Here is a 13925-nt window from a genome sequence, read left to right on the forward strand (position 1 = left end):
TATACCTCCCCCACCCTGCTGGACAACCACCGGTCGGGCTCTTAGGCTGAACCTCCAGATTTAGACAATAAGTCTACCGAATCCCTGGACGGAGCGCCGATGGTGAAGGGCGACGTCGACGGTGCGGACGAGCACCTCATCGGTGAGGCCGAGAAGATCGCTGTCGCGCTCGGCCGTATGTTTCCGGGCCTGTGCGAGGTGGTGCTGCACGATCTGCGGGATCCGCGGCAGGCGATCCGGGCGATCGAGAACAACCTCTCCGGCCGCCGGGTCGGGGACTCCGCGACCGAGCTGGGGCTGGCGCGCATCGCCGATCCGGAGTACCCGAGCGTGATCCAGAACTACCCCAATCGGTTCCCCGACGGCCGTCCGGCCAAGAGCACGTCCATCGGGATAAAGAACGAGGCCGGTGAGTACGTCGCGGCCCTGTGTCTCAATCTCGACGTGTCGGTGCTGTCACCCGTGACGCTCGCCTTGTCGAACCTCGTGGCCACCGACACCGAGCATCGCGAGCAGCCGCTGGAGACCTTGCGGGACCGCACCATGCGCGAACTGCGCCGGACGGTGGAGGAGTTGGCCGCGGAGCGCGCCGCCACGCCCCGCTCGCTGAGCAGACAGGACAAGAAGGAGCTCGTACGGCGGCTGCACCGGGACGGCTACTTCGACTCGCGGGACGCCGCGCAGACCATCGCGGATCTGCTCGGCGTGTCCCGGGCGACCGTCTACAACTACAGCAAGTGAGGGGCCCGTGATGATCTCCGCCGGCTCGCACCCCGGCCCGTCACCGGCCGCCCGCGCCCTGCCGCACATCACGGAGGAGTGGACCGCCGCGCCCGTCGACGAGGATCTGACCCTGGCAGCCGCCCGCGTCGCCTTCGCCGCGACGGTGGACGGCCCGGTCTTCGAACTCTTCGCCCGCGCCCCAGTGTTCTCCGACGGCGACATCACGGTCTTCGACAGCTCCGGGATCGGAGTGCAGGACCTGTATCCGGGCTTGGCCCTACTCAAGAGGATGGACATCTCCCTGTGAGCGACGTGAGCCCTATGGGTCCTGTGAGTCCCGTGAGTCCTGCGGCCCCCGCAAGCCCTGTCCGGACCCCCGCGAGCGCCGCCGCGCGGACCCTGGCCGATCCCGACACCCCGTTCGCCGTCATCGACGTCCACAGGGTGAGGCGCAACGTCGAGCGGCTGGCGGCCAGGGCCCAGCGGCTCGGTGTCACCCTGCGGCCCCACGTGAAGACGGCCAAGAGCCTCGAAATCGCCGCTCTCCTGCACGAAGGCGCCCCGCCCTGCCCGGTCACCGTGTCCACCCTGGCCGAGGCCGAGGCGTTCGCCGACGGCGGTTACACCGACATCACCTACGCCGTGGGGATCGACCCCCACAAACTCCCGCGTGTCGTCGCCCTGTTGCGACGCGGGGTCACCCTGCGCGTCCTGCTGGACAGCGCGGAGCAGGCGGACTTCGTTGCCGAGGCCTCGCGCCGGGCCGGACTTCCCGTCCCCGCCCAGATCGAGATCGACTGCGACGGTCACCGCGGCGGCCTCCGGCCCGATGCGCCCGCTCTCGCCGAGATCGGCCGCGTCCTGCACGAAGCGGGCTGCCTGGACGGGGTGTTGGCCCACGCGGGCGAGTCCTACTTCGCCCGGACCGCCGAGGAGCAGCGCCTGGCCGCGGGGAACGAACGCGACAGTGCTGTCGCCGCGGCCGAGCGGCTGCGCGCGGCGGGCCTGCCCGTTGCCACCGTCAGCGTCGGTTCCACCCCCACCGCCCATGCCGCCGAGGACCTCACCGGGGTCACCGAACTGCGGGCGGGGAACTACGTGTTCTTCGACCTGGTGATGGCCGGCCTCGGTGTATGCCGCCTCGACGACCTCGCCCTGTCGGTCGTCGTCACCGTCATCGGCCACCGCCCCGAGCTCGGCTGGATCCTCACCGACGGCGGCTGGATGGCCATGTCCCGCGACCGCGGCACCGCGGCCCAGGCACAGGACCAGGGGTACGGCCTGGTCGCCGACCTCGACGGCAATCCGGTCCCGGGTCTGGTCATGACGGCCGCGAGCCAGGAACACGGCACCCTCACCGCCCGTGACGGCGCCCCCCTGCCCGACCTGCCGATCGGCACCCGCCTGCGCGTGCTGCCCAACCACGCCTGCGCCACCGCGGCCCAACACCACGGCTACCACGTGGTCGACAGCACGTCGGCGACGGCGGGCGCGCCGGTCGTCCAGGCCTTCTGGAGCCGGGTCAGCGGGTGGTGATCAAGTGGTGATCACCACCCCCGGCCCCCGTGGCGACACGCCGGGGACGGTGACCGAAAGTCGTTCCGACACACGGGCGTAAAGTGCCGTGTGGGAGGGGAATCACCCTTGTGTAGATCGTGGCTTGTGGTATTAGAGAGGCCGTTTAAGGGGTAACTACCACCGCACGCGGGCGTTCAATCGTGGTGATGATCATGATGTGATCAGGGGCCGCCTCGGACTACGTTGCCGCTGTGATCACCTCTCAACTCCCCGTAACGGCACCCCCGCTGACCGAGACGGCCGCGATCCGGCACCTCCTCTTCGGCGCACAGGGCGAGATCCACGAACCCTGGCGCCGCCTGTTCAGCTCCGACGTGTTCGCCTACCACGAGGGGCTCACCCACCAGGAGCGCACGGAACTGTCCTATCAACGCCTGCGCACACTGAACGCGGCGGTACCCGACCCCCAGGCCCTGGCGCGGGACCCGGTCGCCCTGAGCGCCCTGCACGAGTGGGCCGGGGTGGTGGACGCCGGCATGACGACGATCGCCAGCATCCACTACAACCTGTTCCTCGGCAGTCTGCTCGAACACGACCACGAGGGGCGGGACTTGGGCCCCTATCTGCGGATGGAACGCATCGGCACCTTCCTGTGCACCGAGCAGGCGCACGGCAACGACGCCCCCCAGCTGGAGACCACCGCGACCCTGGACCGGGCCACGGGCGGATTCGTGCTGAGCACCCCGACGCGGGGGGCACGCAAGTGGATGCCCAACACGTCAGTGGCAGGCGGCCCGAAGGACGCCCTGGTCGCCGCCCGTCTGGTGATCGACGGCAAGGACCAGGGCGTCTTCCTCTTCCTGACCTCGCTGACCGACACGAACGGCCGTCATCTGCCGGGCGTGGAAGTGGAGTTGCTGCCGCAGACCGCCAGCAGCCCGGTCGACCACTGCGCCACCTCCTTCCATGGCGTGCGACTGCCGCGGACGGCCATGCTCCAGGGTGAACACGGCAGGCTGACGGACGAGGGCGAACTCGTCTCCTGCCTGGGGAGTCCACGCAAACGGTTCCTGCGCTCCATCGGCCGCGTGACCATGGGCAAGCTGTGCATGAGCGCCTACAGCCTGGGGGTGACGCGGCACGCCCTCACCGTCGCCGTGCGCCACGCCCACCAGCGGGTCACCACGGGCATGACCAGCGGGCAGCGGGTGCCGCTGTTCGCCCACCGCACCCACCACGCCCCGCTCGTGGAGGCGCTCGCCACGACCTACGCCGCCACCCTGCTGCAGCGTGAGGTCGTACGGCGATGGGCGAAGGCCGAGGGGGAGGAGCGCGAGGAGGCCGAGCGGCTCGTGGCCGTGGCCAAGGGGTGGATCACCTGGCAGGCGCGCGCCGTCATGACCGAGTGCCGGGAACGCTGCGGCGCCCAGGGCCTGTTGCTCTCCAACGGGATCGCGGGCCAGCTCGCGGCCAACGAGGGAACGATCACCGCGGAGGGCGACAACGCCGTCATCTGGGTCAAGGCGGCCGGGGAGATGCTGCTGGGCGGCTTCACTCCGAGGCCGCCCAGTGAGGTGCCCCCGGCCACCCGGAGCCTGCACGATCCGGCCCACCTGCACGACCTGATGGGGGACCTGGAACGAATACGTCACGAGCGGGCCCGTGTGCGGCTGCGCGCGAAACGGGCCGGCTCGCCCCTGGACCGCTGGAACGGCGCCTCCGGCGCGGCACTGTCCCTGGTCGACGCCCACGTCCACCGGCTGGCCGCACAGGAACTCCTCGCCGCCGCCGCGCAGGTGACCGACCCGCAGGTGGCCCTGTTGCTGGAGCACCTCCACCGGCTGTTCGCCCTGCGGTACGTGGCCGCGCACAGCGGTGAACTGCTCGCGCACGAGAGACTGACCGCCGAGCAGGTCCGGTACCTGCCGGAGGTCCTGGAGGCCACCGTCGCCGCACTGGTGCCGCACGCCCTCTCGCTCACCGAAGCCTTCGCCGTGTCGGACGAGATCACGGCGCGCCATCCCATGTTGCGATCCGAGGTGGTACCGGCGTGACCGGCTTCACCGCGTCCTGAGCCCGGGGGCCGCGGCACACTCCGCGGCCCCGGACTTCTGTTTCAAGGCCTGGCTCACATCCCCGGCTCAGGCGGTGCGCAGAGTGCGCCGCGCGAGCTCGTACGCCGGGAGCATCTCCTCGTGCTCGTCGGTGTCGAGGCCGCCGAGGTGCACCACCACCGGCCCGTCCGCGGTCGTGACGGCGAAGGCGCTCTCCTTCTTCGTCTCCTCCAGCAGTTCGCTCGCGTACAGGTACTCGACCTGCACCCCCGACAGGCCACCGGACGTGAAGGCGCTGTACTTCTCCTTGCTCACCCCGTCCTCGGCCGCGACGAAGGCCTCCAGCACGGTGCGGGCGTCGGCGGCACCGGGCTTTCCGGCCCAGACGCGGAGGAAGCCGATGTTGCCCGCGGGCTTCGCGTCGATCTCGCATGCCAAGCTGACGGGCCCCTGACTCAGAGGCGCCTTCACCGCCTCGGCCCTCCAGCTCTTCGCCGTGTCGAAGGTGACGGGCAGCTCGCACGCCGAGCCGGCGGCGCCGACCGAGCCCCCGCTGCTCGCGGCCGTGTCGTCGGGAGCGGACGTCCGCGCCGCCGCCGACGGCCGCGCGGACCCGCGGGAGTCGTCCCCCTCGGCGGCCTCCGAACAGCCCGTCAGCACACCAGCCAGCAACGCCACATGGGCCATCCGAAGCCACGTGTTCCCCGCCCTGACCAGCATGGCCGTGTCTCCCTCTATTCAGTGGTGGTACTCGAAGGAGTCAGGTTGGGTGGCAGGAATAACGAATCGTGCAGCGATGGGGGAAGCGTTGTTGGCCTTCGACGAGTACTGCGACGCGATCGTCGCCCAGACCGAACTGCTCGCCCGCCACGTCAAGGGCGCCGATCCGACCCTCGCGGTGCCCACCTGCCCCGGCTGGGACCTGGGCCGGCTGCTGCGGCACGTGGGCGGCGATCACCGCTGGGCGGAGGAGATCGTACGGACCCGGGCCACCGAGCCCGTCGACGACGGCTCGGTCAACGACCCCGCGGCCTACGCCGGCGTCGTCGACTCCGAGCTCGGCGGCTGGCTCGCCGAGGGCGCCACGAGGCTGGCCGGCACCCTGCGTGCGGCTGGGCCCGACCTGCCGGTGTGGACCCCCGCCGACGAGCAACTGGTCGAGCAGTCCGCGATGTTCTGGGCCCGGCGCATGACGTACGAGACGCTGCTGCACCGGGCCGACGCGGCGCTCGTGACCGGGGCGGAGTTCCTGGCCGAGGAGTCCCTCGCGGTGGACGCCGTGGAGGAGTGGCTGGAATTCTCCACCGTGCCCGAGGCCTACGAGACCCTGCCGGGTGTGCCCGGGCTGCTCGGGCACGGGCGGACCGTGGGCTTCGACGCGGGGACGGCGGGGGAGTGGCTGCTCGACCTCGGCGGAGAACGGCCGGTGTGGCGGCGCGGGGCCGGCGCGGCCACCGTCAGCGTGCGCGGGCCGGTGACCGACCTGCTCCTGTTCCTCTACGCCCGCCCGGCGCCCGGTGCCGAGACGCGAGGGGACTCGGGGCTGCTGGATCTGTGGCTGAGGCGCACCCGGTTCTGGCTGGAGGCGTAGGCGCGCGAGCGACCCTCGGTGTGGCCGAAGCCACGTGCCGGGTGAGGCCGGAGCCATGTCGTCCTGGCGGGAGCGCGGGCTACCGTTCGCGCAGTCCCCTCTTCCACCAGTCCCTCGGGCGGCCCGGCAGTGCAAGCAGATCTCTCACCGGTCATCGCGGCGACCGCACACTGGCTGACCCGCGCCTACCCGTCGGCGGGCGGCGCGCTGGCCGCCGCGCTGTGTGAGGTGCAGGCACGACAGGCCGTGACGGTCGCCGCGTGGCTGCGCTATCCGACGACGATGGACGCCGCGCTCGTCGGCATGGCGGGTCCCGGCGGCTCCGCCCGTCTCGACTGGGTCACCGGCGCGGACGCCACCATCGACCAGGGCGCCGAGGAGCACGCCTGGCGCACCTGGGTGGACGAGGTCGTGGCCAGCTGGGCGGCCTGTCTGCTCACGCACCCCGACCTGGCCGAGCGAGCGGTGGCCGACCTGGCGGAGGGCGAGCACACGACGGGCTCACCTGCCGCGTTCCGTCGTCTGCTCGCCCCGGACGCGACGGACCGGAATGCCGCCGCCCTGCTCCGCCACCCGGACCTGCTCGCGCCGGTGGCCGGGCTGCACCGGGGCGAGCTTCTGGACCGGCTCGGGTCGGACGAGGCGCTCGTCGCCTGACGGCGGGCGCCGGGAGCAGCGAGGCCGGCGTCGGCCGGCGCCCCCGCCGTTTCTCGTCCCCGGACCTCAGTCCTGCTTGCCGCGGCCCGAGAGCGCGTCCCGCAGCCGGTCGACCAGGCCGGCCCCCGGGGCGAGGAGCTTGTTCGCCGGAGGTGTGTCCGGGGCCGAGGGGTGGGGGCGGGTCGGCGCCATCTTCTTGGCGCGGCGCACCTTGTCGCCCAGCTTGTCCAGCTCCTCGGCCGAGCACGCGACCCGCAGCTGCGGGAAGAGGGTCTCCTCCTCCTCGGCGATGTGCGAGCGGACCTCTCCCATCAACTCACCCACGAGCCGGTCGAACTCGGGATCGTCCGCCTCGCAGCTCTCCAGGTCCTTCATGAGCTGCTCGGCCTTGGAGTGGTCCTCGATCTCCCGGTCGGCCATGGTGTTCCCGTTGACCAGGTGTTCCCGCACCGCCGGGTAGAGGTACTCCTCCTCAGCGACCGAGTGCCGGATCAGCTCCATGGTGACCTGGTCGGCGTACACCTTCCGGTCCTTCTCACCGGGTGCCAGCGCCTCGATCTTCCCGAACAGTTCCTCGACCTCGCGGTGATCGGTCACCAGCTCGTCGATGACGTTTCCTCCGTGTCCCATGTTCTTTCACCTCCGGCCCCCGGGTGCCCTGTGCCGCCCTCTCTATGCCTGGTCACAGGCTTGCCGCAAGCCGTGGGGACGATTGTTCGATCAGTACGGAGACTGCGCTGCTCCGAAGAAAGCCCGCGCGGGCGGCCGGTTTGAGCCGGTGGCGGCGCCCGGGGTGTAAGGCGGCCCGCTGGAAGGAACCCGCTCCAGGACACAGGCGTACGACGTTCCTGGGAGGCCGATGTGACCGACGCCGTGGACGAGGTGCTGGCGCGAGTGCGCGGAGAGGTGGCCGCACGGGCGGATCGGCTGTGGGACATGGCGCGGATGCTGCACTCCGACCCGGAGTACGCCTTCGAGGAGCACCGGGCGGCGGCACTGCTGTGCGGGGAACTGGAATGGGCGGGGTTCGAGGTGCGGCGGGACGTCGCCGGACTCCCCACCGCCTTCACCGCACGTTCCGGCACCAGGGCCCGCCCCGCGGTGGCCCTGATGCTGGAGTACGACGCCCTGCCCGGCCTCGGCCACGCCTGCGGCCACAATCTGATCGCCGCGGCCGGCCTGGGCGCGGCGTTGGCCGCCCGTGCCGTGCTCGACCGGGACGCGGGCACCGTGTGGGCCATCGGCACGCCCGCCGAGGAGGGCGGCGGAGGCAAGGTCGCCGAGACCGATGCCGGAGTGTTCGACGACGTCGACGCCGCGTTGATGTTCCACCCCGGTGTGCACAACTGGCAGTGGGCGCCCCTGACTGCACAGGCCCAGTACCGGGTCGCGTTCCGCGGACGCGCCGCCCACCCGACCGGGAACCCCACCGAGGGCATCGACGCGCTCGCCGCGCTCATCCAGCTGTTCAACACGCTGGCCGTGCTGGGGCGCAGACTGCCCGAGGGCTCGCACGTGCAGGGCATCGTCACGCAGGGCGGCCGGGCGACCAACATCGTCCCCGAGTACGCGGAGGGCCTCTTCGGGCTGCGCGCGGTGACGACGTCCGCCCTGGAGGACCTGGCGGGGGAGCTGCTGACCTGCGCCCAGGGGGTGGCGCGGGCGACCGGCACGACGGTCACGGTGGAACGGGCCACGCCGCGCTACGAGCACTTCCGGGACAGCACGGTGCTCTCGGCCCGGTTCGCCCGGCACCTGGCGGACACGGGCATCGAGATGACACCGCCCGCCCCGGGCGTCTACCTGGGCTCCTCCGACGTCGGCAACGTCAGCGGTCGAGTGCCCGCCATCCACCCCTTCGTGGCGATCATGGAGGAGGACGGCTCGGACCACACCCCCGAGTTCGCCGTCGCGGCCGGTTCCGAGCGCGGCCGGCAGGTGATGCTCGCGGCAGCGGAGGCGCTGGCCCGCACCGCGGTGGAGGTCCTGTTGCGCCCCGAGCTGCGGGACGAGGCGTGGGAGGACCACGACCGGGCGTCCGCCCCCCGCCCGTGCCCGCGTCTGAGTCTGCGCCCGATTTGAGGTCCGCTTTTGAGGGCCGGGCCGTCAGTCGGCGTGCAGGTGGTAGACGTTGAAAGCCCGCCGGATCACGGGCTGGGCCACGTTCCGCACCCGTACGCCGCCGGCCGTCACCCCGTGCTCGGTGCCCGCGTGGGCGTGTCCGTGCACGCTCAGATCGGCCCCCGCGGTGTCGATCGCCTCGGCCAGCAGATAGCTGCCGAGGAACGGATAGATCTCCGGCGGCTCACCGGCGAGCGTGTCGGCGACGGGGGAGAAGTGGGTGAGCGCGACCCGCGTCCCGCAGCCCTGCCGCTCCAGTTCCTCCAGCGCGGTGCGCAGCCCGTCCGCGCAGCGCCGTGAGTACCGTACGAACTCCTTCATCAGCGGCTCGCCGAACTCCCCGGCGCTGCGGCCCACGAACCCGCCGCCGAACCCCTTGGTGCCGGCGATGCCCACGCGCGTGTCGCCGCACTCCACGACCGTCCCCTCGCCCTCCAGCACCCGCACGCCGGCGTCCTCCAGGAGGGCGGCGACCTTCTCGGGCTGTTCGTCGTGGTGGTCGTGGTTGCCGAGGACCGCCACGACCGGCACCGGGAGGCCCCGCACCTCCTGGGCCACCACCCGGGCCTCCTCCGGCGTGCCGTGCCGGGTGAGGTCCCCGGCCAGCAGGAGCAGGTCGGCGCAGTCGGGCAGCGTGTCGAAGGCCGGACGCAGCACGCCCTGGCTCTCCAGTCCCATGTGGATGTCCCCCACGGCGGCGACACGGATCACGGCAGTTCCTCCGCATGATCGGGCGTGGCGGTCTCCGCCACCACCACGTCGGTGTGCACGGCGAGCCCGGCGAGCTCCTCACGGACCGTCCGCAGCACGGTCTCCCGGCACTGCGCGGACGGCACCGTGCCGGTGACCACGACCGCCCCGGCCCGCACCTCCGCGCGGACACCCAGTTCGCCGAGTTCCTCCGCGGCGAGCCGGTCGCGCAGGTGGGCGACGCGGTACTCGACGTTCTCCTCGTTCTCGCCGGTCTCCTCGGAGCCTTGCGTCAGAGGATCGCTCATGGCCGTCCCTCCGTCGTCCTCGGCTCGATGACCTTCAGGCGTTCCAGGAAGTAGAAGAACGCGTCCGGCATCGGTGCGTCCCCGCAGTCCCTGCGTACGGCCTCCCAGTCGACCTTCTCCCGCAGCGCGCGGGCGATCGGCAGGACGGCACCGAAGTTGCAGTGGTGCTCGGAGAACGCGGACAGCAGGCTGTGCAGCAGGTCGGTCGGGGACAGCACGGGCATGAGCACCGAGTCCACCGAGAGTTCGTCGGCCCGCGCCAGCAGTTCCCCGGTGACGGGCTGGTGGGCCAGCTCGAAGATCAGGTCGACCTGCTGGCCCATGCAGTCGGCCTTCAGCAGCCAGTCCTCCGGAGGCGTCCGGACCTCCAGACCCGCCTGGCTGAGGGTTTCGGCCACGGCCTGCGCGTCCTCGGGGAGGATCGCGAAGTCGACGTCGTGCTGAAGATTCTGGGCGCCGCCGTGGGCGTACACGGCGACGCTGCCCGCCAGCGCGAACGGGTGCCCTTCCCGTTTCAGGATCGCCCCGACCTGCTTGGCCGCCTCCAGGATCGCCTGGTTGCGGTCGACAGGCAGACTCGAGGCGAGCGCGTCCGCGGCGCTCTCGGTCGCCAGTCGCAGTCCGGCGACGCCCCCGTGGCGGTCGACGTCGTCGTCGGCGTGCTGCGTCATCAGTGCCCCCTTCCTGGACGGCCCGCACCGAGGGGCCGTGACGGCGAGCCCCGAGTACCCGGGGGTCGGGCTTCGACACGGCGGGACGTCGGGCGTGGGCGGGCGCCCTGGGGGAGTGGAGGCGTTGGCCTGCGGCCGGGGGGCGGGTCAACGTGGGCCGGTGGGTGGTTGGCCTGCGAGAAGGGGACGGGTCGGCCCTCGGCCGGCGGAAGTGTCGGTCGTCGCCAGGGGCACTTCAACCTCCAGCAGGTGGAGGCACCACGATCACCGGCCGACACTGTCGTAGACGGTCGTCGTCATCGGGACCCGCTCCAGCGACGTGAGTGCCCGGACCTGGTCCTGCCGGCGACGAGAAGGCGTCCGGACCGGGATGGTCACGGCGGCGGCCACGGCGAGGGTGCCGTCGGGCTCGGTGACCGGCTCGCTCATTCCTGGGGCCAGCCGTCCCGCGCCGCCAGATGCAGCACAAGTGCCGCGATGTTCCACGCGTCGTCCTCGCCGCGTGATGCCGTCCTTCGAGAGGCAGCCCGGCGATCTCGAGCGCCTGCGCCATCCCGGGGCGCTTGCGCAGCCCGTGCACCTCGGTGAAGACCGCCTTGGCGTTGAGGTGGCGGCGGCCGAAGGGATACGGCGCCCTCGTGGCCCCGCACTGCCGGATGAACTGGTGGCGGTCGTAGTCGCCCCAACTCGCCCACGGCCGCGCCCCGGAGGCGTGTTCCGCGGCCAGCAGCCGGCAGGCCTCCCCGAACGACAGCCCGCCGTCGACCTCTTCCCGGGTCAGTCCGGTCAACTCCGTGCAGAAGTCGCTGACCTCGGACCGGGCGGGCCGCACCAGGATCCGGTGCCGTTCGACGCGCTCGACCGTCGACAGGTCCACCACCGTCAGTCCGATCTCGATGATCTCGCCGACCGCACCCGGGGGAGGGGAGCCCGGCCAGCACGTGGCTTCGACGTCCACCACGTTCAGGAGGCGCCCACTGCCCGTGCCGTTCATGACGAGAACCGTAAGGGCGCAGATGTGTGCGAGTCATCTCGTTTTCCCTGCAAGGAGGTTCGAGAAGGAGTGATGGAACCCGGTGTTCCGTATGAGAGTGCTGTGAATTTCCGAGGCGCTTGAACGCCGGGGGCCCGCCGTCCGTATGGGGCGAGGGATTTGCATGCCCGGAGAGCCGACACGCGCAGGAGTACTTCCGTGGGACGCAGCAATCGCAGACGACCGACAGGCGCACGACGTGCGACCTTCGCCGCAGTGGCCTTGATGCTGGGGGGTGGTGGCCTGGTCGCGGCGAATGTGTACGCCTCCGCCACGGAGAGCGGCACGCCGCAGCAGACGTCGTGGGGAGCCGTCACGATCGACTGCCCGGACGTCGGGGACACGCTCACCAGTGTCCCGGACGGGTCGAGGGCGGATGTCGACAAGGAACTCGCCCTGCTGGACCAGCAGGTGGCCGAGGCCTACCAGCAACTCCAGGACCCGTCGGTGCAGAACCGCGAGGACGCGCAGAGTCGTATCGTCGACCCGCTCCAGGAGAACCGCGCCGCCACGATCCAGCGCATCGGCGCCGCGCTCGAAGGTGCGGGAGAGCAGCCGGACGGCCTCGGCGACATGGCCGACTGCACCCTGCGCGAGACCGAGAACCAGAACGGCGACGGTCAGGACCAGCAGCAGGGCGACGGTCAGGACCAGGGAGACCAGCAGGGCGACGGTCAGAACCAGGACGGCCAGCAGGGCAACGGCCAGCAGGGTGACGGCCAGGACCAGGGTGGTCAGCAGGGCAACGGCGGGCAGGCGGGCAACGGCCCCGTCGCCGCGGACTACGCCGACATCAACAGCGCTCCGTCCACCGCACAGGCGCCGCAGGCTCAGGGCGACGCCTCCCGCGGAACCTTCGTCACCAGCTGTGGTGTGAACGCGAACGGCCTGTTCAACTCGGACAACGTCATCGTCGCCCCGGGTGTCTCCAACGGCGCCCACCACTTCCACGACTACATCGGCAACCAGTCCAACACCGCCTTTGCGAGCGACCAGGACCTGGCGAACGCCGAGACGAGCTGCGTCGACCAGGGCGACAAGTCCACGTACTACTGGCCCGTGATCCGGCTCCAGAACGGAACGCAGGAACAGGACGCCAACTCGCCCGGCGGCGGCGTCGAGGGCAACGCCGGCGAGATCGTCACCCCCAAGGAGGTGACGCTGACGTTCGTGGGCAACCCCCGCAGCAAGGTCACCGCGATGCCGCGGCTGCTGCGCATCATCACCGGCGACGCCAAGGCATTCGTCAACGGCACCGCCAACGCCAACGCGTCCTGGAGCTGCACCGGGTTCGAGGACCGGCAGCTCAAGGACAAGTACCCGCTGTGCCCGCAGGGCAGTGACGTGGTGCGCACCTTCAAGTTCCAGAGCTGCTGGGACGGCCGCAACATCGACAGCGCCAACCACCGCACCCACGTGGCGTTCGCCCAGAACGACGGCACCTGCCCGCAGGGCTTCGAGGCCATCCCGCAGCTGGTCCAGCGGATCGTCTACGACGTCGACGCGCCGAGCTTGAACGACGGCGGCCGTACGACCCCGCTGTTCGCGGTCGACTCCTTCCCGGAGCAGCTCCACAAGCCCGTCACCGACCACGGCGACTTCATCAACGTCTTCGACGAGGACCTGATGAACGAGATGGTCGGCTGCATCAACGACGGCCGTCAGTGCGGCGCGGGCACGGGCCAGGACGACCCGGGCAACGGCGGCGGCGACAACGGCAACGGCGGCGGCAACGGTGGCGGCAACGGCGACAACGGCGGCGGCTCCGCCCCGGACCCCGGCGCCAGCCAGAACCCGGGCAACGGGAACGACAACGGCAACGGCGGCGACAACGGATCCGAGGACAACCCCGGAAACAACGACGAGCCGCAGCAGCAGCCGACGCAGACCGCCGAAGCCCCCGCAGGCGGGCAGACGACCGCCCCGGCCGACAACGAGCCCAAGACCTACAGCTCACCCACCGCCCACAGCACGACCGCCCCTTCGCCTGAGACCGAGAACGGGACCGGCACCGTGGCCGGCACCGGAACCGGCAACAACCAGGCGACCCAGCCCGCTCCCCAGGACGACACCGCCACCGACGCCCCCGCTGCCGTCGCCCAGCCCCCGGTCGCCGCACAGCCGGAACCCCAGGGCAACCAGAGCAGTCTCGCCGAGACCGGCACCCAGCTGTGGCCGGCCGCACTCGGCGCGATCCTCCTGATCTCCGGTTTCGTCCTCCTACGACGCACCAGCCGCCGCTCGATGTGATCAACCGGCACGAATGACAAGCGGAGTGGCTGTCCGCCGCGCGGTTCCACCGGCGGACAGCCACCTCGGCGGCTGACATGCACCTCGAAATCGACGTGGTTACCCTTGGTCTGGGAAACCGAATTCGGACCCTACCCCGCGACCGCCTCGGGAAAGGTCGTTGTATCCGCAAACCAAGCTGAACACGGGCGGCCGCTGATCCCGGCGGGGTGAATTCACGGCACTACTCCGTGACCCCGCCACTGGTCCATATGCGGCAGCCCGGGAAGCAGGGGACCGTGGCTCCCGGCGTGGCCTGACGGGCCAGGA

14 protein-coding genes and 1 pseudogene are annotated in these 13925 nt (G+C 71.2%); 8 read left to right on the forward strand and 7 right to left on the reverse strand.

Features of this window, described 5'->3' with window-relative positions:
* Positions 1-99: 99 nt before the first annotated feature.
* The 4 genes from ACIRP7_RS07405 to ACIRP7_RS07420 all read left to right on the forward strand — a co-directional run bounded on the left by ACIRP7_RS07405 (position 100) and on the right by ACIRP7_RS07420 (position 4295).
* Positions 100-741: a transcriptional regulator gene (locus ACIRP7_RS07405; protein ID WP_403654986.1), complete on the forward strand. Its 642-nt coding sequence runs from the start codon at positions 100-102 to the stop codon at positions 739-741.
* Between the two features lie 7 nt (positions 742-748).
* Complete coding sequence (locus ACIRP7_RS07410) at positions 749-1030, forward strand: hypothetical protein (protein ID WP_403654988.1); 282 nt, start codon at positions 749-751, stop codon at positions 1028-1030.
* A 14-nt stretch (positions 1031-1044) separates the two neighbouring features.
* Positions 1045-2259, forward strand: coding sequence for a DSD1 family PLP-dependent enzyme (locus tag ACIRP7_RS07415; protein WP_403654990.1), 1215 nt, complete (start codon positions 1045-1047; stop codon positions 2257-2259).
* Between the two features lie 233 nt (positions 2260-2492).
* On the forward strand, positions 2493-4295 hold the full coding sequence (locus ACIRP7_RS07420) for an acyl-CoA dehydrogenase (protein WP_403654992.1): 1803 nt from the start codon (positions 2493-2495) through the stop codon (positions 4293-4295).
* 87 nt (positions 4296-4382) lie between these two features.
* Here the strand turns inward: ACIRP7_RS07420 and ACIRP7_RS07425 are convergent, their stop codons facing one another.
* A complete protein-coding gene (locus ACIRP7_RS07425; RefSeq protein WP_403654993.1) occupies positions 4383-5015 on the reverse strand; it encodes a lipoprotein in 633 nt (210 codons plus the stop codon).
* Positions 5016-5091: 76 nt separating this feature from the next.
* On the opposite strand from ACIRP7_RS07425, the gene ACIRP7_RS07430 reads away from it, so the two are divergent.
* A complete protein-coding gene (locus tag ACIRP7_RS07430; RefSeq protein ID WP_403654995.1) occupies positions 5092-5886 on the forward strand; it encodes a maleylpyruvate isomerase family mycothiol-dependent enzyme in 795 nt (264 codons plus the stop codon).
* Positions 5887-6015: 129 nt separating this feature from the next.
* Positions 6016-6543: a hypothetical protein gene (locus tag ACIRP7_RS07435; protein ID WP_403654997.1), complete on the forward strand. Its 528-nt coding sequence runs from the start codon at positions 6016-6018 to the stop codon at positions 6541-6543.
* 66 nt (positions 6544-6609) lie between these two features.
* Here ACIRP7_RS07435 and ACIRP7_RS07440 read toward each other — a convergent pair whose 3' ends face one another.
* Positions 6610-7173, reverse strand: a complete 564-nt coding sequence (locus ACIRP7_RS07440) for a hemerythrin domain-containing protein (protein ID WP_403654999.1) — start codon at positions 7171-7173, stop codon at positions 6610-6612.
* Positions 7174-7404: 231 nt separating this feature from the next.
* On the opposite strand from ACIRP7_RS07440, the gene ACIRP7_RS07445 reads away from it, so the two are divergent.
* Complete coding sequence (locus ACIRP7_RS07445) at positions 7405-8625, forward strand: amidohydrolase (RefSeq protein WP_403655001.1); 1221 nt, start codon at positions 7405-7407, stop codon at positions 8623-8625.
* Between the two features lie 24 nt (positions 8626-8649).
* On the opposite strand, the gene ACIRP7_RS07450 is transcribed toward ACIRP7_RS07445, so the two are convergent.
* The 5 genes and pseudogenes from ACIRP7_RS07450 to ACIRP7_RS07470 form a co-directional block, all read right to left on the reverse strand.
* Positions 8650-9375 (reverse strand): metallophosphoesterase, encoded by a 726-nt coding sequence (locus ACIRP7_RS07450; RefSeq protein ID WP_403655003.1) that lies wholly within the window; start codon positions 9373-9375, stop codon positions 8650-8652.
* On the reverse strand, positions 9372-9662 hold the full coding sequence (locus ACIRP7_RS07455; RefSeq protein ID WP_403655005.1) for a BON domain-containing protein: 291 nt from the start codon (positions 9660-9662) through the stop codon (positions 9372-9374). Before ACIRP7_RS07455 ends, ACIRP7_RS07450 begins: the two co-directional genes overlap by 4 nt.
* The gene (locus ACIRP7_RS07460; RefSeq protein ID WP_403655007.1) at positions 9659-10333 is read right to left on the reverse strand and encodes a nucleotidyltransferase domain-containing protein; all 675 of its coding nucleotides are present in this window, start codon (positions 10331-10333) and stop codon (positions 9659-9661) included. Before ACIRP7_RS07460 ends, ACIRP7_RS07455 begins: the two co-directional genes overlap by 4 nt.
* A 264-nt stretch (positions 10334-10597) precedes the next feature.
* Positions 10598-10762, reverse strand: a complete 165-nt coding sequence (locus tag ACIRP7_RS07465; RefSeq protein WP_403655009.1) for a hypothetical protein — start codon at positions 10760-10762, stop codon at positions 10598-10600.
* Positions 10759-11327: pseudogene (locus tag ACIRP7_RS07470) on the reverse strand (exonuclease domain-containing protein). The gene ACIRP7_RS07465 and the pseudogene ACIRP7_RS07470 overlap by 4 nt, the downstream one beginning before the upstream one ends.
* 264 nt (positions 11328-11591) lie before the next feature.
* Between ACIRP7_RS07470 and ACIRP7_RS07475 the strand changes: the two are divergent.
* Positions 11592-13616, forward strand: a complete 2025-nt coding sequence (locus tag ACIRP7_RS07475) for a DUF1996 domain-containing protein (RefSeq protein WP_403655148.1) — start codon at positions 11592-11594, stop codon at positions 13614-13616.
* The last annotated feature ends 309 nt before the right edge of the window (positions 13617-13925 follow it).

The sequence above is a fragment of the Streptomyces sp. NPDC102270 genome (assembly GCF_044766405.1).
GTDB lineage: Bacteria > Actinomycetota > Actinomycetes > Streptomycetales > Streptomycetaceae > Streptomyces.